Annotated in this window: 14 protein-coding genes and 1 tRNA gene; 10 read left to right on the forward strand and 5 right to left on the reverse strand. The window is 44.3% G+C overall.

Features of this window, described 5'->3' with window-relative positions:
- Positions 1-526: 526 nt before the first annotated feature.
- From H524_RS16310 to H524_RS0103175, 3 genes are all read right to left on the reverse strand, one after another.
- Entirely contained in the window at positions 527-2128 is a 1602-nt protein-coding gene (locus H524_RS16310) for a peptidoglycan DD-metalloendopeptidase family protein (RefSeq protein ID WP_052338877.1), read from the reverse strand.
- 868 nt (positions 2129-2996) lie between these two features.
- Positions 2997-3284 (reverse strand): hypothetical protein, encoded by a 288-nt coding sequence (locus tag H524_RS14000; protein WP_044121364.1) that lies wholly within the window; start codon positions 3282-3284, stop codon positions 2997-2999.
- 521 nt (positions 3285-3805) lie between these two features.
- Entirely contained in the window at positions 3806-5170 is a 1365-nt protein-coding gene (locus H524_RS0103175) for an SLC13 family permease (RefSeq protein ID WP_027939182.1), read from the reverse strand.
- Between the two features lie 2299 nt (positions 5171-7469).
- On the opposite strand from H524_RS0103175, the gene H524_RS14005 reads away from it, so the two are divergent.
- The 6 genes from H524_RS14005 (at position 7470) to H524_RS14020 (ending at position 17343) form a co-directional block, all read left to right on the forward strand.
- Positions 7470-8999, forward strand: coding sequence for an SLC13 family permease (locus H524_RS14005; RefSeq protein WP_084281629.1), 1530 nt, complete (start codon positions 7470-7472; stop codon positions 8997-8999).
- 745 nt (positions 9000-9744) lie between these two features.
- Positions 9745-11091 (forward strand): hypothetical protein, encoded by a 1347-nt coding sequence (locus tag H524_RS14010; protein WP_052338878.1) that lies wholly within the window; start codon positions 9745-9747, stop codon positions 11089-11091.
- Between the two features lie 455 nt (positions 11092-11546).
- The gene (gene dusA, locus H524_RS14015; protein ID WP_245580437.1) at positions 11547-12638 is read left to right on the forward strand and encodes a tRNA dihydrouridine(20/20a) synthase DusA; all 1092 of its coding nucleotides are present in this window, start codon (positions 11547-11549) and stop codon (positions 12636-12638) included.
- 630 nt (positions 12639-13268) lie between these two features.
- A complete protein-coding gene (locus H524_RS0103195; protein WP_027939183.1) occupies positions 13269-14132 on the forward strand; it encodes an aldo/keto reductase in 864 nt (287 codons plus the stop codon).
- 351 nt (positions 14133-14483) lie between these two features.
- Positions 14484-15407, forward strand: coding sequence for a carbohydrate kinase family protein (locus H524_RS0103200; RefSeq protein ID WP_027939184.1), 924 nt, complete (start codon positions 14484-14486; stop codon positions 15405-15407).
- Positions 15408-15753: 346 nt separating this feature from the next.
- Positions 15754-17343, forward strand: a complete 1590-nt coding sequence (locus tag H524_RS14020; RefSeq protein WP_052338880.1) for a hypothetical protein — start codon at positions 15754-15756, stop codon at positions 17341-17343.
- Positions 17344-17742: 399 nt separating this feature from the next.
- On the opposite strand, the gene H524_RS14025 is transcribed toward H524_RS14020, so the two are convergent.
- Both H524_RS14025 and H524_RS14030 read right to left on the reverse strand, forming a co-directional pair.
- Positions 17743-18423, reverse strand: a complete 681-nt coding sequence (locus H524_RS14025; protein ID WP_052338881.1) for an HAD family hydrolase — start codon at positions 18421-18423, stop codon at positions 17743-17745.
- 339 nt (positions 18424-18762) lie between these two features.
- Positions 18763-19386, reverse strand: a complete 624-nt coding sequence (locus H524_RS14030) for a deoxycytidylate deaminase (protein ID WP_084281630.1) — start codon at positions 19384-19386, stop codon at positions 18763-18765.
- A 766-nt stretch (positions 19387-20152) separates the two neighbouring features.
- On the opposite strand from H524_RS14030, the gene H524_RS0103220 reads away from it, so the two are divergent.
- The 4 genes from H524_RS0103220 to sohB all read left to right on the forward strand — a co-directional run bounded on the left by H524_RS0103220 (position 20153) and on the right by sohB (position 24525).
- Positions 20153-20229: transfer RNA gene (locus tag H524_RS0103220), tRNA-Pro, on the forward strand.
- A gap of 197 nt (positions 20230-20426) precedes the next feature.
- Positions 20427-20714 (forward strand): 50S ribosomal protein L25, encoded by a 288-nt coding sequence (gene rplY / locus H524_RS0103225; protein ID WP_027939185.1) that lies wholly within the window; start codon positions 20427-20429, stop codon positions 20712-20714.
- Positions 20715-21369: 655 nt separating this feature from the next.
- Complete coding sequence (locus H524_RS16315) at positions 21370-23334, forward strand: S1-like domain-containing RNA-binding protein (RefSeq protein ID WP_052338882.1); 1965 nt, start codon at positions 21370-21372, stop codon at positions 23332-23334.
- A 9-nt stretch (positions 23335-23343) separates the two neighbouring features.
- Positions 23344-24525, forward strand: coding sequence for a protease SohB (gene sohB / locus H524_RS14040; RefSeq protein ID WP_044121368.1), 1182 nt, complete (start codon positions 23344-23346; stop codon positions 24523-24525).
- The last annotated feature ends 518 nt before the right edge of the window (positions 24526-25043 follow it).

Here is a 25043-nt window from a genome sequence, read left to right on the forward strand (position 1 = left end):
AACCACTGCGAGAGCACACTAAACAAACCGCAACGACGCGCCATCTGCCAATCTATCCAATCAGGGTCGTACCAAAGTGTAATCTATCCAACCAGAGCCGTACCAAAGTGTAATCTATCCAATCAGGCCTGCAACCACGCGCAATCACGCCCTTCAAGGACATTAACTCGGATACCGCTTGATGTGATAGGCTCATGGACAAAAGTGATGAGCGCAAATTCACCTCAACAGCGAGGAGCGCAAGCAAAAGCAATCAAGCTAGCACGCTGCAAACATGTAGCAGCGAGCAACAAACATGCAGTAGCAAGCAGCTGGCTGCAAGATAAGAGCGGATGGGGCTTTTTTAAGCTTGAGAAGAGGGGCTGTGTTTGCCATGAAATGCGGCGGGGCTAAAGCTAGGAATAGTATGCGTGCTTATGTGCAAATTAGGCGCGATCTTGAAAATAGGGCGGTGCAAAAGATTCAAAGGGGCTTAGCTTGTGAATGGCTAAAAGCAAAGCAGCAGCCTAAGGCTGCTGCAATAATATTATTTAGTCTTGGACAGAGCGAGATTGTCGTTCTTAAGGTCGGCCCTGAGAATCTTTACGTTATTGGCAAAGGCCTCACGCTGCTCTCGGGCCAAGTTTGGATGATTGGAACTTGGTAGGTCAATCTTGAGCGGATCTACAGGACGGTCGTTAATACGAATCTCGTAGTGTAAGTGTGGGCCAGTGGTTCGGCCAGTATTACCAGAACGAGCAATGAGCTGACCTACGATAACCTTTTGACCCATCTTGACCTCAGCTTTAGACAGGTGCATGTACACAGTGGAGAAATTGTTAGCGTGGCTAACAATTACATAGTAACCTGCAGCTCTTTGATAGCCTGAGAAAGTTACAGTACCGTCTGCTGGGGCGTAAATTGGGGTACCCACGGCGGCCTTAAAGTCCACACCATTGTGCGGACTAATACGGCGGGTAACAGGGTGACGTCGCTGTGGATTGAAGTGGGAGTTAACCTTAACTTCACCTGCTAGAGGGAAACGACGGAAAATACCTGCTGTTGGGGTGTACTCATTCTCACCGTAGTAGTTGCGATCTTCAGGGTTCATGAAGGTCTCAAAACTACCCTTGGAAGTATCCAATCTAACCGCGTAGATGAGGGCATCAGTGCCGATGCCGCTAAAGAGAACACGGAACTTGTCGCCAGCCTTAAGCTTAGTGGTGGCGATCTTGTTTTTGAAAATATCGTTAATCGATCTGATCTCAGATGGAGTAAGACCAGCTCTATGAGCTGCAGTCTTGAAGCTTTCACCCTTCTTGATCTCGTTAATTACTAAACGAGGACGATTAGGGTTTTTGTTCATGGCTTTTTCAAGCGCAATACGTTCGGCAAGCTGTTTAGCAGCTAAAGCATCACGCTCAGCACGCTCTTTTGCAGCTTGAACTGCCAGCGGCATCTTGTCGGCATTTGAAATGGCTGCTAAGGCTGACTCTTCAGCATGGCTACCAATAGCCTCGTACACTACATGGAAGTCATCAGTAGCAGTTAAACGAGTAAAGCGTACCTGCTGAGTCTTAGAGATAGGCTTAACCATCTCTTTGACCACATTGTCATCATCGATCAAGAAGTAAATTGGATCACCGATGTTAAGGCGCAGATCGCGCTTCTTTGCGACCTTGGTGACGCGGTTTAAGGTGGCGTATGGCAAGTTTAGGTATGTGAAAATGCCAGAAAGGCTATCACCACGGCGTACAGTTTGACGATACCATGTGCCAGTTGGGCGCTGATAGACTTCTTGTGTTGCGCCTTCACTTGCGATGAGCTCATCATCATCTTCATCACTCGTGCCTTCGACAGCTTCTTTAGTGCCATCAGCCCAAGTACCCTCAACTGTATTGCCAAGTACAGCATTAACAGTATCTTTTGCACCTTCAAAGATTTGGTCTAAGGTGTCCGGATCTGCAGGGGTGGATGAACTAAAGTAACGGCTTGGGATGTCGTAATCTTCGTAGTTTTCTTGATGAGTGCCTACAGTTTGATTTTGTGCAGCATACTCATTACTACTTTGATCGGTGGCAAGGTAAGCCTCTTCACCAGCGCGAATCGAGGCGCTGTTTTCAGAGAAGCGTTCCCATGTTGATGGCATTGGTAGCACTAGGACTGCACATACAATTACGACAGATCCTACGCCAAGGATATGTTTTCGAGGCAGAATGAAAGGCGTCGCATCCGTGTGTGCAACGAAATCCTCGTGTGTCATTCTGTTCGTAACTTTGATATTCAACATGGTGTGTAAGAGCGAAACAGTTAGGAGAAGTGACAGATACGTAAAAAAACATATCAGACCGTTTCGGAGTGCAGCTCTTAGCACTGCTAACAACACTGAAAAAACAGTAGCGGAGGGCAGTGGTAAAAGATGCAGCTCGCTGTTGAGTAGCAAGGCACTAGACTAACTTACTACACAAAAAGGGGCAGTCTACAAGCTTTGTGTATACCTTAGGACTAAGATTGTAGCTGATTTTGTCAGCTATCTAAATAGCGCAGGGCAATTTTGTGCCTAATACAAGCCTAGTTAGCGGGGAAAACTTTAGCAAAATACAAAAGAATAACTTAGCTTCAAGCTCAAACTTGGATCCCACGATTTGAATACAACACCCCATCTAATGGGCTTTGTGCATCATCTGAGCACAAGCTATAAGCCCTCTTACCTAAAAATATGATCGCATATGTAAAGCTATCTGATCTTTTGTCAAGGCCGATCCTCAGCTTGTATGATCTTTGAAGCCAAGCCCCCTCAAATTAATGCACCAAGACCATATTGCGCTCTAACATCCACATAAAACACTAAAGCCTAAGTAGCAAATGTAATAGCCCACGCACGCTCGCAACCACCAATTGCGCAAGAGTACATCAAACTTAGCCACAATCCTCATCCATCATGGGATCGCGACACTCGTTAGGAAAAGACGGAAAAGTATGAGATAGCATCAAGCTAGAGACTTAGCTTGAGCTTGCTAAAAATCAATATAGAAAACTATGAGGGCTATCAAGATACAGTCACCAGCAACAGCCAAGGTCACCAAAAAGCCTTTAAAAGTAACTGGGTAGCCAAGTGAGATGTAGTTGCCTAATGGACCACGCTGATTGATGATGGTGCTTTTGGTACGTCTAAACCACTCGTCACGGCGATGGGCAAACAAAAAGCGGTAGATGATGCTCACAAGTACGGATGCACACAAAACGATGCCAACCTTAAGCGGTGTAACAGTAAACAATAGAGTTCCGATAGAAAACTCGAGCATATAGCACCTCATGAACAGACTATAGCCATATTAACAAGCCATGAGATGAGCTGCAATTGCTACACCATAGCCTCAAAAGCCGTCATCATCCTTGAGATAACCAAAATAGAAATGGCATAGAGCCTAAATCGAAAATGGCTCTGATGCGTCATTGTGATTATCACGTTACAATAAAAGTGGATATGTTTTATAAATGAATCACTAAGCTAAGTATTTACTTTCGCTTCAAGTGACATGCGACTAAAGATTTAGCTTCAAGTTCAGTTAGGTTCAGGCTTTAGCCGTGTGCGCTAGTGTTAGGATCAGACGTTAACCGTCTCTGTTAGTGCGGGAAGGACAGACGTTAACCTTGTCAGCACATGGGGTGCAACGTGAAGAGCGTGAGCAAATGAAGATTAAAGACGATGGATGGGGTAGCTTGAGATGGGCATAAAAAAGAGGCAGATGCGTGAGCATACTGCCTCTTAATTATCTTTTGGTTGCTACTTAAGTAGCGAATTTAGTTTCGTATGTAGTTCTTCTTAGAGGAAGAAGAAGTATGCACCAATTGCGATTACGAATGAGCATACGATGTTGAGAACTAAACCGATGCGAATCATGGCAGCCTGTGGAACATAACCGGTACCGAACACAATTGCGTTTGGTGGGGTTGCTACAGGGAGCATGAACGCACATGAAGCACCTAAACCGATGATTAAGGCTAAGCCTAAAGGAGGTGCACCGATGCTCTCAGCAATGGCGATGAACAGAGGAACTAACAGAGCAGCAGATGCAGTGTTAGAGGTGAACTCTGTTAAGAATACGATGAAGAATGAAACTAACAGACCGATGACGAAGTAGTGCTGGCCTTCGATCAGGAGTACGATACCGTCTGCCATGATCTGAGATGCACCGGAGTCCTTGAGCACGGCAGAGAGGGTAATACCGCCGCCGAAGAGCATCAGAACGCCCCAATCAGTGTTAGCCTGAACTTCCTTCCAGCTAATGAGCTTTAAGGCAACTACGATGATAGCTGCAAAGATAGCGATTACAGAGTCGAAAGATGCAATGTTAGCGGTTAAGCCCATCAGAGAAGAGATGAGTGGGTTTAACTGAGCTGAGAAGATCCAGCACAGAGCAATTGCAACGAAGATGCCTAAGGTTAAGTAACGCTTACCAGTCAACTCGACTTGCTCATCCTTGAAGTCAACCTTAATCTTGAGGTTAGGACGGAATACAAGGAATAAGCAGATCAGCATAATTGGCATGAGCACAAGCATGAATGGGAAGCCAATTACGAACCAGTCAGCAAAGGTCATATGCATGTTAGATGCAACGATGGCGTTTGGTGGGGAACCAACTAAGGTGCCCATACCACCGATAGATGCAGAGAATGCGATACCTAACAGCACGAATACGTAAGTGCCCTTGTTCTCTTCATAATTGACGTTAGAGAGCATACCGATAGCCAGTGGTAACATCATAGCTGCAGTTGCAGTGTTTGACATCCACATGGATAAGAATGCGGTTACAGTGAATAAGAAGAGTACGGACAAGAAGAAATTGCCGCGAGCTAAAGCTAAAATACGCTGAGCGATAATGCGGTCGATCTTCTGATAGTGCATGGCTGCTGCTAATGCAAATCCACCGAAGAAGAGGTAGATGTTTGGATCAGAGAAGCCGTTTAATGCTTTGGTTGTTGGAACCAGACCGAGCACGATGGCGAGGACTGGGACAGTGATCGCGGTGATAGTAACGTGTACTGCCTCGGTGAGCCATAAGATACCAACAAAGAGTAAGAGCGCTAAGCCCTTGTTCTCAGTGTCGCCAAATGGCAGGAAGTTTAAAAGCAGCACAAATAATACTATGTCGGCGATGACGATGTATGACTTAGTCATAGGGGACATATTATTAACTCCTTGGGATATAGACCTACATCCGCATGCATCAACAGGTCACTCATAGAAATCGGCGGTAGACGATCAAGTAATGCCGCCGTTTTGCTACAACAGTGCTTTGTACGAAAAAACAATCGAGCTTATGCCTTCAAGTTTTTTGACGGTGGAGCGTCAGGTACAAATTTGTCTGTTGAGCTCAGTGCTAACCAAAAGCTTCGTATCCCAAAGGAGACTTGCCTTTGCTATCTCTGCTACTTGTCTTAAGGATTGAACTTAGTTACCTAAGTTCGCTCCTTAATCCAAGTTCACTGCTCCTCTTAGAGGTCTAAGATAAGCTTTGAAGCGGGGCTATGTTGACAGCCAGCTTCTATGAGAAACCTGAACTCGTGCAAGCGAATGGCTACAAATTAATGAAATCACCGATTTGAAAACACTCTAGTTGATAATAATTTCCATCTGTATAAGTCATATCTAAAATTATTGGGTTTAGCTCACAAAAAACCCCTGATCTATCTGATGTTTCTCAGTTTATTGATAAATCGTATCAAGAGCCTATTATTAGCCAGCGTTCTCTACTTATATATATGTGCAGTCGATCAAAATTTGGATCCCATAAATTAAGGATTCTTTTCTAAACTGAGTTAATTAAGTCACTTGCCTAAATACCACCTGTTTAGATGCTTTAAACACAAATCAGTGTGATCTTTGTAGGTTTTGTGCTCTCAAATGGTGCGCTTGGGATACAAGTTTCGGATAAATCTGCCGAAGATCACGCTTAATTGTGTGTAAAAGTTTAGTGCATTCTTGTATCTATACGGCTATAAACGGCTTATATAAGCCATGTTGAAAGTGATTAATCAGCAACTTAAGTCAATTGAGCAACAAAGTGCAAGCAGACCATCACCCAAAAAGTAAACCACACCCCATAAGCCCTCATGCGCAGCGCAAATACGCCACTTTTGCACCCAACACGCCTCCATTTAACAGGCACAAAGTGCAATTATGTATGCCGTATGTCTTGTCATCCCAAGCCATGAGGGAATCCTTCAAATAGCACTCACAGCATCACTGTGATAGCAAAATACCATGCCATTAGGCCTTCTTTCTCAAGACAAACTTGCATCAAGCTACTTAATGCAAGGACCTTTCTAAACTAAGTAGCAAGCTTCACGCTCCATCAACTTAATCTGTACCCACTCACATAGCGATAAGTCAGCTAGTGAGAAAAGATGCGCTAGCCTCCCACATAGAAATCAGAAAAGCACTGAGCCTCATCTTGCCACGCTAGGTAGTAGCAAAGCATAGAGCTAGCTCATGCCTACCTGCGTGCTGGCCTGCTCGCTGGTAGTTAAAGTCGAGCTGGCAAGTGATAGTGGGGTTGAAAAGCAGGGCATACAGCAGTGAGCTTGAGATCTTAAGCCAGTGGGGAGGCTGTTATGAGTACAGTGATGAAAATGGATGTGGATAAGTTTTGCTTATAAGAATGATGGTACTGATGGTCATGCTGCTAAACATATTCTTTCATAGCCATCATCTGGCCATTTTCATGGAGCGCATAATAAGCTTAGGCTAGCTTTGGTAAGGTGATCTGAAGCTACAGTACCTCTATACTTCTTTTGCAAATCTTGTGGTGCATTGCATGTGGCTTGGTAAAGGTTGAGGTGTGGTTCAAAGCTGTGGTAATTATCTGAAGCTCGCTTGCTAATCCTTTATATAGGCTATGTTTAAGAGGGGTGTTTTAGACTGGTACAAAGTGGATAATGTTACGAACTTTTAGTACACCGCCCAATTAAAGGCATACTTGGCTAAAATTGCGAATATTTTTGCCGTCATTTATGGAGATTTTGCGTTTAATTCCGTATGTATTCACGCTTTGCGTGATAACTAATTAACTGTGTAGTGTGATCAAAATCCTCGATTTGCACATAAGGCGGGGCTATCATGAACGTATTTGGGAAAACGGCTTATTAGTAAGTGAAGCTATGGTCATTTATAGTTTTCATTTATAGCTCGTGATTCTCTTTCGGGGGATACAACTAACAACATGTCGCAGCAAATGATGGGAACATATGCTTATGTGCCTAATTTTGCTTGTTAGTTGGTTGTTTTAGATTTTCAGCATTTAGCTGAATACAACGCATCCATTAGTCAAATCTTGTAGGCATCTAAACTACTTTATTTGTAGGCTACTTAAGCACACTCCTTGTAGGATCTGTCCTTTGGCGTATAGATGTCTATTTGGCACTAGCTTAAAACTATGGTTAGTTCTTGGGATTTGTCTTGATGATGCTGGGTTAAGGATCAACTCATGGATCACTCAGCAGCAATTATCACATTGTCAGTTTTGGCAGTAGTGGCATTCTTGTTCGTAACCGAACTGATTCCACTAGCTGTAACTGCAATGGGTGCCACAGTTGCTTTAGGTGTCTTTGGTGTACTTTCACCAAAAGAAGTGTTTGCAGGACTATCAAACTCAACCGTAGTTCTCTTTGCCGGTATGTTCGTAGTCGGTGCCGCGATGTTAGAGTCGGGATTGGCGCAACGAATAGGATCTATGGTCGTAAAGAGAGTAGGTACAAAAGAGATACCTTTAATGGCTGCCATGATGACTCTAACAATCGTCATGTCATCCTTTGCTTCTAATACAGGAACTGTAGCTTGCTTGCTGCCAGTAATTATTGGTATCTGTGTAGCCGCACGTATTCCTTGCTCTCCATTACTCATGGGTCTTGCTGTTGCTGCTAATACTGGCGGTACTATCACCATGGTAGGCACTCCACCAAACATTATTGCATCAGCAACTTTAGAGTCATCTAATATGGCTCCGTTTGGTTTCTTTGAGTTCGCCATCATTGGTGTGCCACTGTCAATAATGTCAGTTATCTACATGATGACCATTGGCCGCAAGCTCACTCCACATAACTATGCAGATATGGCCTCCGTTGGTACCGTGACTTCCTCAGGTACTCCACGTGCCCGTATGTACTGCATTTTAATTCTGCTCTTCGTTATCTACGGTCTGGTATTTGGTATTCCAGGTCTGACTCAGGAAATGGTAGCCGTTATCGGTGCTTTAGCCTGCGTGTTAACTGGTACCCTTTCAGAAAAGAAGGCATACCGTGGTATCGACTGGGTTACCATCTTCTTATTTGCTGGTATGCTGCCACTGGCCAACGCCCTCGATAAGACTGGTGCAGGCGGCATGATCGCTGATGTGGTAGTAGGCTTAATGGGTGATTCTCCAAGCCCATACATGTTCATGGTGGTGCTGTTCACTTTATCCTGTGGTTTAAGTCAGTTCATGTCCAATACTGCAGCAGCAGCTCTGCTCTGCCCAATTGGCCTGTCTATCGCAGCTAAGATGGGTGCTTCCCCATATCCAGTACTGATGGCTATTTCTATCGGCGCATCTTGTGCTTTCACCACTCCAGTTGCTACCCCTCCAAATACCTTAGTTTTAGCACCTGGTAAGTTCAAGTTTATGGACTATGTGCGTGTTGGCTCTCCTTTAGTAGTGCTCTCACTGCTGGTTTGTGTGGTAGTTATTCCAATGGCTTGGCCTTTCAAGGTTGAGGCAGAAGAGACTCAGGCACAAGCTGAAGCTACTGCTGTAGTTGAGGTAGTGCAAACTGAGCAAAATCAAGCTCAGGAAGTTGCCCCAAATGCAGATGAGAATGCAGCCGCCGCTGCAGCAGACGCTGCCGAGGCTGCAGATGCTGTTGAGGCAGCCCCAGCTGCTGACAACGTTGAGGCCGCTGCAGCAGAAGTTGCTGCTTCTAAGGATGCAGCTGCAGAGGACGCAGACAAGGCTGCTCCTAGCGACGCAGAAGCTAAGTAAACCAATGAATAAGTGGCATTCATCAGCTTATGAATGACCCTGATCTATGAACAAGAGGCACCGTATGGTGCCTTTTGTCTTTTAGGTACATGATCTTGTGATCTTTTGATCTTTTTATGCAGAGCCATGATCGCAGCGTAGACAGTTATCAGGCGAGCGACTAAGCAACTAAGCAACTAAACACGCACGCAAGTAAGTCATCCATCCATCCGTCCATCTTGAGGGCTTGTCATCAATCCTTTGCTATCTTGGTGATCTTAGGTAAGGGCGATTGGGGATCTTGGAGTGTGCATACCAAGGGTAGTTGGTAAGCTATAGTTGCTTGGTGATCCCTGCCTATGAGACTTTACAATTCTTGCTTTTATTGAAAATTGGCAGAGCAATTAACAGCAAGATTGCGCAATGGCTCATGTAAACTATAACGGTGTGCACGTTTTGGCGTGACGATTGTTGGTGCCTAGTGCTAACTAGGGTAAACTTGATACTGGGCATAATGCTATTTGGCGTCTGGGGATTTCACTGCTAAATGGCTACTTGCTCTAATGCGATCACTACAAGTGACTCAAGGTTTAGATTGAACATCATGGGCGTTTTCAATTTGTTGTACGCCTATGAGTGCAGTTGTCACAACCAGCATCTTCTGTTGCTATGTACTTTAGTGTTAGTTCAATGCTTTAAGCATTAAGCAAATTTACTTAGGTCATAGCGGCTAAATGATCGCGATGTGGTTGTTTCGGGGGATTTTATGAATTTACTGAATGTTATTCGCGGTTTTGATACCGAGCTCTACGATTATTACGAGGAGGAGCTGGAAAGACAGTACTACTCTCTGTCATTCATTCCCGATGAGAACAGTATGTCCCCACTTTGCGCTGCTACTTTGGGCAATGTGTTAGTTAATGAAGAACACAACAATACCTTCTCCTCAACCAACATCCTTGAGGAGATCGTAACTAAGCGTATTTGCGGCATCTTCAATTGCGAGCACGCTAACGTCAAGTGCATCACTATTGAGGCTGCCTCACGTGTAGTACTGCAGGCTTTAGTGCAGCGTGGTGATGTGGTCATGTCACTTGACCTGCGCAAAAAAGAGCACTGCAACAGCGAGTCTTTTGTGTATCGCTTTGTAAACTTTGGTTTAAACCCAGAGACTCAGCATTTAAACTATGATGCCATTGAGGCTCAAGCTCAAGAGAATAAGCCACGTCTTATCATCGTCTCTCCAATCAATTATCCATATCCAATTGATTATGAGCGTTTATCCAAGATTGCCACTGATGTAGGCGCAATCTTATGGTGTGATATTTCACAGGTTGCAGGTCTGATTACCTCAGGTGTGATGGCATCACCTCTGCCATATGCTGATGTGGTTACCTTCACCACTCACGGTGCTCTGCAAGGCCCACGTAGTGCTGTGATCATCTCTAAGTACAAGTATGCATCCGCAATTGATCGTGTAGCTTTTGCCTCTGGTCACACCGGCCTTGGTTCACCAGAGCTTGCAGCTATGGCTATTCGTCTTAAGAAGATGCAGTCTCCAGAGTATCGTGATTACTGCGATCAGGCCATTAAGAATGCTCAAGCTTTAGCTGAAGGCCTCAAAGAGGGCGGTATGACCTTAATTTGCGGTGGTACTGAGTCTCATTTAGTTGTGATTGATGCTAAGCACTGCGCCATGTCTGCTCGTGGCGCTATTGATAATCTTGCTGATTGCGGCATCGTGGCACGTAATTGCAAGGTATACACTCAAGATCCTGCAGTTAAGTTTGATGCTGTGCGTTTTAGCTCTCTGCCTGCTACAACTCGTGAAATCAATCCAGAAGACATGAAGAAGTTAGGTGTTGCTATTGCTCACTTCCTTGGCAATCCAAACACCGAGCATGAAGAAAAGTTAAACGACTTAGTGCGTAACATCACCATCTTACTGCCACTGTTCTCAAGCCGTTGGTTAACTCCAATTGAGCAAGAGAACTTAGCAAATCAGTTAGCTTTCTTAGGCCGCTCAGACAGTACTACTGCAAGCAAGCACCGCTTAGGCCGCTTGATGCGTAATGTATTAAGAAAGGGCAAGGACGATGATGCTAGCGAGTAATTACTCGCGTCAATGAGAAGCTTTCAAGCTCTATTAAAACCTTTTAAGAAAAACTGGCACAGATGCTCTCGTTGTATCTGTGCCATTTTTATATGCGGGAAGCAAAGACACAGTCTCACAAGCTTGCAGCCGTGCTCAAAGAGCCATCGAAACTGCAATGTTATTAAGCAAAGTAATGCGTACTTACACGCTTAGCCCGCTTGCGTGAAAAAGATGGCGGGAATCGAGCGGTTTTAAGTGGTTTGGGGCGCTTTGAAGCCTTTTTAAGCAAGGGAACAAACTTTTGTTTTGCACTTGTCATGCTTTTTTAGCTTTTTGTCATTATCATAGCGTCATGTTTTGAGGCCACTTTTCAAAGCTCATCACTTTGTGACTGAATCTATGTCTTAGTGCATATGGCAAGAACATAGAGTGGATGGATGATTAAGTGGCGTGATACTAGGATTAAGTGTTTGATGACTACTCAAATGTTAAACGACGTAACTGAGCAAGATTGCAAGGTAGCAGATAGTACTGTTAGTGCTGCTAGTGAAAATAAGCACAGTAACGCTTCAGTGCAGTACTTTTTACCTTGCGAGAAGTTTGCCGTTGCTCCCATGGTTGATGTGACCGACTCCATCTTTAGACGAATGGCCCGCATTATGTGTAAGGAGGCTATTTTATATACTGAGATGATCGCCGCAGACGCCTTGGTTCATGAGAAGTATCATCTAATTGACTTTAAGGATAACGAGCCTCCTGTATGTTTACAGTTAGGTGGCAGTGATCCTAAGAAGCTTGCTTTTGCAACAAATGCTGGTGTTAAGCGTGGCTATCAGGCGATTAATCTCAACGCTGGTTGTCCTTCAGATAAGGTACAGTCAGGTAACTTTGGTGCCATTTTGATGAAAACACCAAAGCTGATTGCTCAGTGTTATAGCGCCATGCAAGAGGCTGCAGGAGATATTCCAGTATCAGTAAAGACACGTATTGGTGTAGATGAGCTCGACTCTGAGGACTTTACCTTTGAGCTTATGGGCACTATCTACGAGGCAGGTTGTCGTCACATTGTGATCCACGCGCGTAAAGCCTGGCTTAGCGGTTTATCTCCAAAAGAAAATCGCACTGTGCCACCGCTTGATTATGAGCGTGTCTATAAGATTAAGCAGGCTTTTGAGGGTCTTAAGATCACCATTAACGGCGGCATTACTACTATCGATCAGTGCAAAGAGGAACTGAGCAAGGTAGATGGTGTAATGCTTGGTCGTGCTGTGATCGATGATCCATATATTCTCTGCACGGTAGATCATGAGCTCTATGGCAAAGGATCAGATGAGATCATGTCTCGTGAGCAAGTTATTGAGGAGGTCATTAAGCTTGGTGAAGCTATCGTTGCTGAGGGTAAGCCGGTGCACCTCTTGTACCGTCATATTTTAGGACTCTTTAATGGCTGTCCAAATTCACGTCTGTTTAGACGCTATATGTCCGAGCATATGACTAAAAAGGGAGCATCCCCAATGGTTGCAGCTCATGCAGTTGCCGCCATGAAGCGAGGCTCACTCATTTAATTAAGCTTGCAAAGCCATGCGTACTTGCAAAAGTAAGTGCGAAGCTACAACCAATCTTTTGTACTTACAAAAGTAATTGGTCGAAGCTAGAACTAATCTTTTGGATTAGCAACAGCAAGTGCAAAGCTAGAACCAATCTTTTGACTGTTGCATGTACAAGCACGGTCCAACAAGATGTGGTGCTTTGCAGCTAGTTTTGCAGGATACAAGAATTTATGCCGCCATCATAAAGTGTGCATTAGCACTACATGATGGATACGGCAAACGACCGACGTATCTTAGCTCATCTTATGAAGAGAAACCTTTATGAGGTTTCTTTTAAGTAGATAGAGTTATGGTTGCTGGTCGAGCTAGGCAAAGGAGCATTTTATGTTCTCTTGCCTAGCAAAATATTACTTAACTGCGCCACGACTGATTGGCTGATGCTATGACTATAGCTTTGCTGTAGCGCATGCACGGCTCAATCGTTTTTATAGTGTGTGATTTCGTGGCGTGCTCATGCTTAATGCAATTGCAGTTTAAGTAGGGCAGGGCGTTTTTGCGCTGCTCTCACTGCTCTTTTAGATAAGTCTTTGCTTAACTAAAAGTGCACTTGCATTAAGCTGGCAAAAATACTAAGGAGCAGCACTTATGGATATCAATTCTGTTATAGAGCTAAACAATGGTGTGCGTATGCCACTACTTGGTTTAGGCGTTTTCAGATGTCCAATGGGTGAACAAACTCGTGCAGCGGTGCGTACTGCCATTGAGTACGGTTACCGCATGATTGATACAGCTCGTATCTACTGCAATGAAAAGAGCGTAGGTCGCGGTATTCGTGATACCTCACTGCCTCGTGAGGACATCTTTGTCACCACCAAGCTGTGGCGTACTGACTTTGATAATCCTCGCCGTGGCTTAGAGCAGTCTTTAGAGCGCTTAGGTATGGATTATGTTGATCTATATCTGTTGCACTGGCCATTTGATGGCTATCAAAAAGCTTACTTAGAGCTTGAGAAGTTACTCGATGAAGGCTTATGCCGCGCTATTGGTGTATCAAACTTCACCATTAAGCACTTAGAAGAGTTAAAGAAGGCAGGCGCGAAAGTCATTCCTCAGGTAAATCAGACTGAGTGCCATCCACAAAATATCGAAAGTGAGCTCCTTGCCTACTGCCGTCGCACAGGTACTGCCTTTGAGGCTTATTCTCCATTAGGCGGTGAGGGCAATAGTTTAATTAGTGATCCTCGTTTAGCTTCTATTGCCGATTACTACAAGGTCACTCCAGCTCAAATCATGCTGCGTTGGAATATGCAGCGTGGTGTCATTGTAATTCCAAAGTCAGTACGAGCTGAGCGCATTAAGCAAAACTCAGATCTCTACGGCTTTGAATTAACTCCTGATGATATGGATTCAATTGAGGACATTAACGCTAACTTACGTCGCGCTTATGACCCTGATCGGATTAACATGCGCCCTCAAGCAACTTTCCCAAAGATTGTTGAAGAGGACTAATGCACAAACACTGCAAAATTTGCAGCAAAATTTGTGAAAATAATTGCAAAAATTGTGCTTTAGCTATCATATTTTGTGCTATTTTTTGCAAAACTAAGCTTTTCCTTAACAATTTAGATCTTGCGTGGCAATATAGTTTTAACAAAAGCGGCACAAGCTAATAATTAGCTTAAACATCAGCTTGGTTTAGAGCTAAATACTTTTTGTTAGCCCTTGCTGATGGTCATGGTTGCCTAACGTTAAGCTATAGGTGTTGCGTTATTATCTATAGCGCTCACAAATTTTTACAAAGTTTTGCTGCAAAATTTGCTGAAAGTGTTTACTTGTTCCAATCTAGGGAGAATGGTTGTTATGTCTAAAACCATTACATGTGTCGGTTTAGGCGAGATTTTATGGGATATCCTCCCGTCAGGTACTCGTATTGGTGGCGCTCCGGCTAACTTTGCTTACCATGCGCAGCAAGCTGGCCTAGACTCCTTAGTTGTGAGCAGCGTGGGTTTGGATGAAAGCGGCGATAAGGCGCTTAAAGTTCTATCTGAGGCAGGTCTAAAGGTTAATGCACATCGCTCTCACAAGGTCACTGGCTACGTAAAAGCATCCTTAGATGATAAGGGCGTAGCTATTTACGACTTTGCTGAGGATACAGCCTACGACAATATGCCAATGACAGATGAGCTTAAAGAGATTGCATCAAAGACTGATGTTTGTTGCTTTGGCTCGCTTGCTCAGCGCTACAAAGATGGTTTAACCCGTAAGAGCGTGGGTGAGTTTTTAGATGCTATGCCACAAGGCAGCATGAAGATCTTTGACATTAACTTACGCCAGTCTTTTTATGATCTTGAGGTGGTTATTGCAGGCTTAAAGCGTTGCACCATCTTTAAGTGCAATGAAGAGGAATTGCCAGTTGTCTGCGAACTCTTGGGCATGGACAAAAACATGTCCTCACAAGAGTTTTACAAGGCGATAGCAGACGAGTATGGCTTAAACGGTTTTATCTATACTTGTGGTGAGCATGGTTCTGAGATCTTCATAAAAGATACATACACCCATGTTCCAACGCCAACCGTGCAGGTAGCAGATACTGTTGGTGCGGGCGATTCCTTTAGTGCTACTTTTATTGCACTGTATGTACAGGGCGTATCTCAGCAAGAGGCCCATGAGACAGCTGCAGAAGTTGCTGCATATGTTTGTACTTGCTCAGGTGCCATGCCAAAGCTCAGCGATGATCTCAAAGCCAAGCTCAGTGCCCTGATTGACGCAAACAAGCCTAGATAAGTTAGCAAGCTTTAGCTAGGCATAACAGTGTGGCATTTGCCAATGCGCTAAGAGCAATTAACAGCGATTGCGCAATGCCAATGGCCTAGATTTCATCTTCAAGCACTAGTTCATGTGTGTGCTAAGCGCATTAAAGAGCGGTCTTACATGTAGATGTGAGATCGCTTTTTTGTTTTAAAAATGTTTGAACAACAATCTACTTAGCAGTTGGCCATTCAATCGATGGTATCATAAGCTTGAATGCAATATCTTAACGTTATTATTGATACGTCGTTAGAGAATGCAGCGAAAGAGATTTTTGTGGCTTATGCTCTTTCACTAAGCAAATGATTAAAGAGATCGCTTCATGGCACGTGTTCGCACACATTTGAACTTAAAAGATTACCTTTTAATTTTACTGCTGATTATCATCTCGACAGCCTTTGCTGTATTTTTCCAGCTCAATCAGATCATCAGCGGCGATCAACTGCAGATGCTTGATAAAGGCTACCTAGGCGCAATTACAGGTAATTTCCTGCCTTATGGTAATGCTGCAAGTACTGTAGGAAATGTGCCAGGCTCTTTATCATCCTACATAGTAGGTTATCCACTCACTTGGTACATGCATCCAATTGCTCCAGTTGCTCTATTAATTGGATTGCGTGTTCTGAGTATTTTCATTTTTGTTAATGCAGTAGCCCAAATTCTTAAGCCACGTACAGTAGTCATCGCCACTCTTTTATATGCTCTGTCACCTTGGTTCTTATATGAAGAACTTTTATATAACCCTTCATATTTAGCCTTTGGATCAGCTGTCTTTTTAAACATGCTGGTACGCATTAGAAGAAAAGGCCGTGATGTTCCATATCTAACTGCATTTTTAGCATCTGTGATGCTTTCTTTATCTGCAGGCTTTTGTCTACAGCTGCATTTCTCTTGGCCAGTGTTAGTTGCCATCTGCGGTATTTTGTACCTGCGTCGTGATATTAGAATCAGCTTTTTAGGTATTTTTGTTGGCCTAGCGATAGTAGCAGCTTCACTTATCCCATACATAAATGAGGTGATGGTGAATGAGGCCATTAGAGAAAATAACGATCAGATCGCTCAGGAAAGATACTTTGGTTATGGACTAGTGCATGTTTATCCAGTCTTAAAGGCAGTACTGTACTGGTTTAGATTTGGCTCTTTACTGGTAACTAAAAAGGCTTTAGTACCTGATGTAGCAGCAGATGCTCCTGTCTATCTTGAGATCTTACGTTATGTCTATCTCGTGATCACTCAGGCTATTGGTGGCTTAACTGTACTAATTGCGGTTTATGCCAACTATAAGGTGCTCTCATCTTCGCCTTTTGCTCATCATGAAGGCACTAGCTTTATTCGATCGCTGACTATTGCTTCGATCTTAGCGCTCATGATGGCAGGTGCTGCCTCAACCATTACATTTAGCTACTGGCACCTGATTTTAATTTTTGCCTTTGCGCTGCTGCCAATACTAGTGTTATTCGAGCACTCACATCGTATTCGTACTGTGCACATCGTTTATCTAGCGCTGGCTATGATAGTCATGAATTTAATCTCTGCTATAAATTCAGATAAGTTCAATATCCACGCAAGCTATACCGATCAGGTTAACTATCTGTGCCTGCAAAAATATGAAGCTGCACAATGCGGTCTGTCAGAGGCTGCAGCAAAGGAGCTAAGCTCAAGACAGCTTGATACTATTTTCTTTGGCGACGTGCTTGAAAATATGTCAGCTAACCATAATAGCGTTGCGCTACCTGCAACTGACACTAGCACCGCTACAGAGCCAACTGTCACCCCTGCCAAAGACACAGCTCAAGTAGCTGAGCCAAGCACTACACAAGAGACCGATGCTGATGCTGCCAAGCCTACTGAAGCCACTGCCACAGCCGCTGCCAAGCCTACTGAAGCCACAGCCGCTGCTGCGTCAAATTAGATAAATGAAGGCAATAGCTGTTGATTGCTCAAAGGCGCAACAGTAGCAAAAAGGTTCTCAAAAGAGCTTAATCGCAGCACAGCTAGCAAACGTAGCTGCAGCTGCGCTCAAAAAAGTAGAAGCTAAGCTACGCTAAGGGCACTCTAGCCGAACTAAAAGCTAAGCTACGATAAGGGCATTCTAGCCGAACTAAAAGCTAAGCTACGATAAGGGCATTCTAGCTGCGCTAAAAGACAAAGCACAGTTTGCAAGGGTCGCTTGCAGCTGTGCTGTATAAGAAATGAGAAGAGGGGCTCAAGACTCAAACTGCAAGGATGTACTTTATGATGGTGGGTTTGAGTCTGTTAGGTTCTTAGCAAGATGCTTGTTTGTGTGTGATGCAAGCCTTCTTGTGGCGTACTAGTCCATCTTGATGGGGATAGAAAGCCCAGTATCGCGGGGCTCCCAGGCTTCATCAGCTTTGATAATATGGTCGCAATCAAACTCGCCATCAAAGACCTTTACACCATCCATCTTGGCGTTCTTGATGCCAATCATGCCCACTACAGTATCTTCAAAGACTAAGCAATCGACAGGATCAGCGCCTAAGCTTTTAGCTGCAAGCAGGTAAATGTCAGGATTTGGTTTGCCTTTTTGCACCATATCACCTGTAACTAAGGAGTGAATGTAAGGCATAAGACCGACTTTGCCTAATAGATATCTTGCTTCTCTCTGATGGGATGAGGTGGCAATAGCGATGCGTTTGCCTTGAGCATAGAGATATTTGAGGATATTTTCGATCTTACAGAAAGGCTCGGCCTTTGGCATGTATTCGTTGATGAAGAGCTTGGTTTTAGTTTTAGCCATTTCCTCGGGATCGGCATTGAGATTGTAGCGGTTTATGAGGTCTTGGCAGATGGTGGCAGTTGGTAAGCCGCCGTACTCAAGCAAGAGTTCGTGTGGTAATTCAGGTCCGCCGAACAGCTTAACCATATGTTTCCAAGCGACATGATGCCAAATCTCAGAATTGATGATGGTGCCGTCCATGTCAAAGATGAAGGCTGGATACTTTTGGATTTGCTCGAGCAACTTATCGTGCATGGCTTATGTTCCGGAGATTCATACAGACGATATGAGCAAAGATAGTGTTCATCTCATGCAGCTAGGTATATGCCACTGCAGTTGTTATTAAGCAGCTTGCACTGACTCTTATATTAAAGCTAACTGAGCAGCTTACTCTGATATAAGAGTGCTAGCTTAGGAACTACTATCTAAGCTCCTTTGTCCTAAATATATGTCTGTACTTTTGTGATGTAAACAGTGGGTAGATAAATAAGTACTACCCGTCTAAAACAACAACAAATGAACTCGTGTATTGAGCGCCTAAGCTTGATGTACGGCCATGGGCGCATAAGCTAATAAGTTTTTCGAGTCTGCCTATTAACCGCAGCAGCCACCACCGCAGCAAGAAGATGGCTTCTTGATAGCAGTAATTACGCTATCAACGTCATCGCCGTTGCCTGAGTGAGCGGAGGTGTCATTCTCAGAAGATTTACCAAGAATGTTACGACGGTGTTCTTCAATTAAACGCGCATCGTCTTCCCAATCTAATGGGTTAACTTCTACTAAGTTGCGGTTTTGATCGCGCATCACTACCTTAGCAATCTGAGCGTTTAAGATAAGACGCTCACACATAGCACATGGAGTGATGTACTTAGATGGAGCATTAGTAGCTACATCAGTACCGCATAAGTATAAGGTGCCGCCGATAATCTCAAGAGGGTTACCATTAATAATGGCATTTGCCTCAGCATGGACTGCACGGCAGATCTCATAGTGAGTGCCAGGCTTAACACCGAGCTCCTCACGCAGACAAGTACCAATATCGATACAGTTGTCACGAGAACGTGGAGCACCATTGTATCCAGTGGATACGATACGGCCATCCTTAGAAACGATTACAGCACCGTAGCGGCGTCTTAAGCAGGTTGAGCGCATTGACACCGACTCGGCAATTTCCATAAAGGATTCATCCTTGGATGGACGTACATACTTAGTTGACATCAATACCTCCGCAAACGGTCATAGCTAAAAAAGTAGAAAACCATAAACTGAACATTACAAGTTAGGTAATGCAACAAGCAAGCGGTTAACTTGTAATATAGATGAAGCTATATAAAGATAGGGCCTTAATTTTGGCATCTACATCTTTACACTCTCATCTGAGCGTCATTGTACGCGTCTGAACATTGCAATCAAGACGCTACGACAATCGTTATCAGCTGAGGTACATACTCAATTGCTTTAGCGACATACATAAAAAGCCGCCTTTATAGCAGCTATAGATCGAATCTTTTGCTTATGTATGGCATCTTTAAGAGTAATGGGACTGTTGCATCGATCACGAGATGAACAGGAATGATCGATAAAAGAGCATTTTTAGCAAGTTGATAAATCTTATCACTTGGATCTTCAAAAAACTCATTTTCATCGAGTAAAAGTGTAGTCAGATCATGGGAAAACTGATCAATACTAGGTTTGCAAATGATCAATCAATTAGTTTTGAGCCGTTCGATCTTTCATTAATAGCAATTCTAGATGTGATTTACTTCTCAATATGATCTGAAAGCACTATCCATTACAACTTACAAAGTTTGTGCTAATGATCGTTTGGGTGTATGCTAATGCACGCACTTGATACACGAGTTTTTGTTAAGTCCTTTTGAAGAACTAACGAGGGCTAGTGTAAGTGCCAATTTTGTAGTTTATGTGAAGTAAATGTAAGATTTTTGTTGACATGCATCACATGTGACTATAGAATATGCGCCGTCGGTGATTAGCGCAGTCCGGTAGCGCAACTGCTTTGGGAGCAGTGGGTCGTAGGTTCGAATCCTACATCACCGACCAGATTTTTAGGGCGCTTAAGTGCGCTTTTTTTATCTAACCTGATGCACGAATGGTTTTGACCATTTCGAAGAGCAGATGAAAGTCTGTACAACTTTAGATAGTTGCTAGTTCTTCTAGTATCAGGTAGCGATGTCTTGCCAAACGATCCGGTCGCAGACGTTTGGCGTAACCATCAAATAATACGAGAGTATATAATCATGGCTATCACTTTAGACGTTGAACTTCGTAATGACTTAGGGAGAGGTGCGAGCCGCCGCCTTCGTCGCGAAGAGAAGATCCCAGCAATCATCATTGCTAAGGGTCAGGAAACTGTCAGCATCACTTTAAACGAGAAGAAGTTAATTCAGGCTACCACTAAGCCAGATTTCTTCACTGAGACTGTAACCTTAAACGTAGGTTCTGATGCTATCGCTGTTAAGCCAATCGCAATGCAGCGTCATCCAGTTTCTTCACGTATTATCCACGTTGACTTCCAGCGCGTATAATCGTCAGAAAGCTATGCAATAGGTCATAATGACCTTGCACAAAGATTTCTAAAAGAGCAGACCAAGGTCTGCTCTTTGTCTTTGTAGACCCCGCAAAATCTCATCTTCAATTAAGCCCTACTTTTGTTAGGGAAGCCTAAGTCATCGTACGACAGGAAAACCAAAGCAATCGTATTGCAGGGAAGCCTAAACCATCGCGCGACAGGAAAACCTACGTCATAGCAAGATAGGTAAGCATACGTCGTTGCAAGAGTTGGCAAGTCTTACGTATCGCAGAGTATAAAGCTCTAGTTATCTTAAGACACCATTTAATGCTGCAGCTAACAATGACTAGGCGTTTCATATAACCAAGAGCACTTAACAGCCTCACAAGCAGATTCGCTCGAAGACTTGGTCTTAAAACATACCGAATATTACTCACTCTAAGCTACTTGAACAGAATCGGCATGCATTGTTTGCAATTTCCACTAAGATAAAGGGCTTAGATATCGCTTTTAGAGGCTAAGTGATGAGCCTTGCCTAAAAAAGATTTGCTTTTGATAAGCTAATGCCTCTAATATAAATCAGCCTATTAAGTTGTAGGCCACTTTTGCCTCACTGAAAAATAGCAGTCTCCTTCTTCTATAGGAACGGTCAGTGACGGCTAGGAACGATAATGGAAAGAACTTCAAAGACAAGACTTAGCCTGAAGAGACCAGGCAGCACTTCCTCCGTAGCAACAGATACTCCACAGCGCTTCGAGAGCAGCGAGCGTGGCCCACGTAGATTTGAACGTGATGATCGTGGCTCAAGCCGTTTTAACCGCGACGAGCACAGCCCACGCCGTTTTGAACGCGATGACCGTTCTTATGGTAGCTCAAGCCGCTTTGATCGTGACGATAGCCATCCAAGCCGCTTTAATCGCGATGATAGCCGTCCAAGCCGCTTTAATCGCGACGATAGCCATCCAAGCCGCTTTAACCGCGACGATAGCCGTCCAAGTCGCTTTAATCGCGACGATAGCCGTCCAAGCCGCTTTAACCGTGACGATAGCCACCCAAGTCGCTTTAATCGTGATGATAGCCATCCAGGCCGCTTTAACCGTGACGATAGCCGTCCAAGCCGCTTTAACCGTGATGATAGCCGTCCAGGCCGTTTTAACCGCGATGAGCGTTCTTCAGGCAGTTTCGAGCGTGATGACCGTGGTTTTGGTCGTGCTAGCCGCTTTGATCGAGATGATAGACGTCCAAGCCGCTTTAACCGCGATGAGCGTTCTTATGATCGTTTCGAGCGTGATGATCGTTCCTCAGGTCGCTATGAGCGTGATGAGCGCAGTTTTAGCCGTGGTGGCTATGGTGCACGCGATGAGCAAGGTCAGTCTAACGCTGCCTCACCATGGGGTAGTGCAAAGAGTCGTCCGCCTCGCACTGAGCGTGGTCCACGTCCTGATCGAGACAATCGTCATGAGCGCGGCGAGCGTGAGGTTATCGATGTAAATAAGGTCTTTGTCAGTGAAGTTCCTATTGGCCGTATGGTGGAGCTTGAGGTTTGTGAAATCTCAGATAAGGGTGCCTTTGTTAATGCCAAAGAGCATGGCGCTCTGTTTATTCCAAACTCACAGCTGCCAGAGGGCTTAGAAGTAGGCAACATGATGCGTGTCTTCCTTTATAAGGATGCAGATCGTGTTTTAGCTACTGCCCGTAGACCATATATTGAATTAGGTATGACTGGTAATCTGCGCATCAATTGCGTTAAGAATGCTACTGCTTACTTAGATTTAGGTATTCCAAAAGAGCTAGTACTGCCTGTATCCGAGCAGCGCTTTAGAATGTTCGAGGGCGATAATGCCTTAGTCTATGTCTCGATTGATGAGCGCGGCCGTCTCTTTGGTACACAGTGCTTTAACCGCTATATCCGCGATAAAGCACGTAAAGATGAGTTTCAAGTCGATGAGCGCGTGAAGGTCGTGGGTGTTGCGCATACTCCACTGGGCTATCGTGTCATCGTTAATGACAGTGTTTATGGCTTAATCTACGCCTCCGAGCAAAAGGGCGAGCTAACCATTGGCAAGCGCTATGATGGCTACATTACTGCAGTACGTAATGATGGTCGTTTAGATGTATCGCTTCAAGAGCCAGGTAGAGATGGTATTGAGCATGCTGCAGAAGACATCATGCAAGCTCTGCACTTTGAAAAGGGTCATTTAGGCTTTAACGATAAGTCCGATCCTAAAGAGATTGAAGACTTCCTGCATATGTCTAAAGGCCGCTTTAAGAAAGCCATTGGCTCCTTATATAAGCAGCGCTTAATCGCTATTGTGGACAATGGCATTGATCTTACCGATGAGGGTAGAGAATTTTGCCAAGAACACTTTGGTCAGATGCGAGTTAACGCTGATATCGACATGTTAGATCACGACGGTGCCGATGATTACGAGGGTCGTGAGTTTGTAGATGGCGCTGATAGCTCTTTACAAGATGACGACGAATACGAGTTCATTCGCCGTGATGGTGATGAGCGTGGTAGTTTCGATGTTGTTGATGGCGAGCGTCAGGCATTTACCGGTGGTAATGAAGAGGCTGCTCAGGCCGTATTTTCAGAGCTGCATGACGACAACAAATTTGATAAAGAGCGCGACTAAGAGGTAGTTATGGTAGTTGAATTTTTACTTGATTTGCTAGGCTTCGTGCTCAAGGGCATTGTGGTACTAGCAGTGATCATCATTCCTGTGATGACCATTCTTTCCTTTGTTTCTCGTAATAAGAAAGGTGGTCAGACTCAAGCTAAAGGTGCTTTAGTAGTTGAGGATCTCAAGTTAGCTGCTAAAAAGCGTAATGAAATGATCTCTAAGAGCCTAAAGCGCTCCAATCCAGATAAGCTTTTAAACAAAGAAGAGATCAAGGTTGGCCTTAAGAAAGAAGAGAAGAAAAAGAAGCCAGCAGTTAGCGCAAAGGAAAAGGTTCAAGAGAAGCTTGATGAGCGTGCTGCTTTCTTAAAGACCATTGAAGAGAAAAAGGAAGCAGGCGTATTCTGCCCACGCAACCTTTATGTGATCGACTTTAGAGGCTCTGCTAAGGGTACTGAGTTTAAAGATCTGCGTTTAAAGATTGATGCCATCTTAGATGTGGCTACTCCTGAGGACGAGGTCATTGTAAACCTGATGTCTCCAGGTGGCTTAGTTAACTCTTATGGCTTATGCGCATCACAGCTGCAGCGTATTCGTGACCGTGGCATTACCCTTACTGTTACCGTCGATGAAGTGGCTGCCTCTGGTGGTTATCTAATGGCTTGTGTAGCCAATAAGATTGTGGCTGCTCCATTTTCCTACATTGGCTCTATTGGTGTGATTGCTGGTATTCCAAACTTCCGTCGACTAATCAATAAGTACGATGTTGATTATGAGCAAATCACTGCAGGCAAGTTCAAGCGTACCTTAAGCGTTTTAGGCGAGAATACCGAAGAGGGTCGTGCTAAGTTCAAAGAAGAGCTTGAGGCCGTACACACCCGCTTTAAAGAGCAGGTACTGCGTTATCGTCCACACTTAGATGCAGATAAGGTCACCACTGGTGAGCACTGGCTAGCTGTGGATGCTAAAGAATTAGGCTTAGTCGATGAGATTGCTACTTCAGATGAGTACATCAAGGAGCGTATGGGCTTAACTATCGACAGCGCCTTAAAGATCAAGTGGAAGAAGCAAGAGAAGAAGAATCTCATCTCTAAGTTCTTACCAAAATCTGCCTTAAGCAAAGCTATCTTTGGCAAGTGCATCGATCCAGTTGAAAGTGCGCAAAAGTTAGAAGAGCACGACAACTCTTTCATGAACATGCGCTAGTCAAGCAAGAGCAAGAGCAAAAGCGATTGCAAAGCTAAAGCACAAGATAGGGCCGTACAGTCCGTATCTTAAGCTCCAAAGTTATCAAGCTAGGCTCGCTTTCAGGCCTGCCAGCAGGCCTTGAACTTGATTTGCAGCAGGCTGTTAACTTTGGGCTTGCAGCAGGTCTTGAGCTTGGGTTGCGGCAGGCTGATAACTTGTGCTTGCGATAGGTCTTAAGCTTGGTTTGCGGTGCTAAGGTGCTGCACCACAATGATACAAATAGCTTAAGGGATTCGTAGTTAGGCTCGCTAGTGTGCTACTTTACGATGCTTTGCCACTGAACTAAGAAAAAGGGGGATTTATTCCTAGAAGTGCGCTTAGCTTGATAAGGTGCACTTGCAAACTTTTAGTCAGGAGCTTGCATTTAAAGTATGGCCTGTGCTCAACTAATATAGAGCTGCACTTTTAGGCGTGTGACGTTATCTAGCGACTTGAAGAAAAAAGTCGTTTTTGGCTACTTAGATCTCGATTAGAGG

Origin of the sequence: Anaerobiospirillum succiniciproducens DSM 6400, from assembly GCF_000482845.1 — a bacterium.
In the GTDB taxonomy this organism is placed as follows: domain Bacteria; phylum Pseudomonadota; class Gammaproteobacteria; order Enterobacterales; family Succinivibrionaceae; genus Anaerobiospirillum; species Anaerobiospirillum succiniciproducens.

Bases quoted from the DNA above. Each gene is read 5' to 3' on its own strand.
- H524_RS16310 (WP_052338877.1), bottom strand. From the start codon at position 2,128: ATGCCATCAACATGGGAACGCTTCTCTGAAAACAGCGCCTCGATTCGC.
- H524_RS14000 (WP_044121364.1), bottom strand. From the start codon at position 3,284: ATGCTCGAGTTTTCTATCGGAACTCTATTGTTTACTGTTACACCGCTT.
- H524_RS0103175 (WP_027939182.1), bottom strand. From the start codon at position 5,170: ATGTCCCCTATGACTAAGTCATACATCGTCATCGCCGACATAGTATTA.
- H524_RS14005 (WP_084281629.1), top strand. From the start codon at position 7,470: ATGGATCACTCAGCAGCAATTATCACATTGTCAGTTTTGGCAGTAGTG.
- H524_RS14010 (WP_052338878.1), top strand. From the start codon at position 9,745: ATGAATTTACTGAATGTTATTCGCGGTTTTGATACCGAGCTCTACGAT.
- dusA (WP_245580437.1), top strand. From the start codon at position 11,547: ATGACTACTCAAATGTTAAACGACGTAACTGAGCAAGATTGCAAGGTA.
- H524_RS0103195 (WP_027939183.1), top strand. From the start codon at position 13,269: ATGGATATCAATTCTGTTATAGAGCTAAACAATGGTGTGCGTATGCCA.
- H524_RS0103200 (WP_027939184.1), top strand. From the start codon at position 14,484: ATGTCTAAAACCATTACATGTGTCGGTTTAGGCGAGATTTTATGGGAT.
- H524_RS14020 (WP_052338880.1), top strand. From the start codon at position 15,754: ATGGCACGTGTTCGCACACATTTGAACTTAAAAGATTACCTTTTAATT.
- H524_RS14025 (WP_052338881.1), bottom strand. From the start codon at position 18,423: ATGCACGATAAGTTGCTCGAGCAAATCCAAAAGTATCCAGCCTTCATC.
- H524_RS14030 (WP_084281630.1), bottom strand. From the start codon at position 19,386: ATGTCAACTAAGTATGTACGTCCATCCAAGGATGAATCCTTTATGGAA.
- rplY (WP_027939185.1), top strand. From the start codon at position 20,427: ATGGCTATCACTTTAGACGTTGAACTTCGTAATGACTTAGGGAGAGGT.
- H524_RS16315 (WP_052338882.1), top strand. From the start codon at position 21,370: ATGGAAAGAACTTCAAAGACAAGACTTAGCCTGAAGAGACCAGGCAGC.
- sohB (WP_044121368.1), top strand. From the start codon at position 23,344: ATGGTAGTTGAATTTTTACTTGATTTGCTAGGCTTCGTGCTCAAGGGC.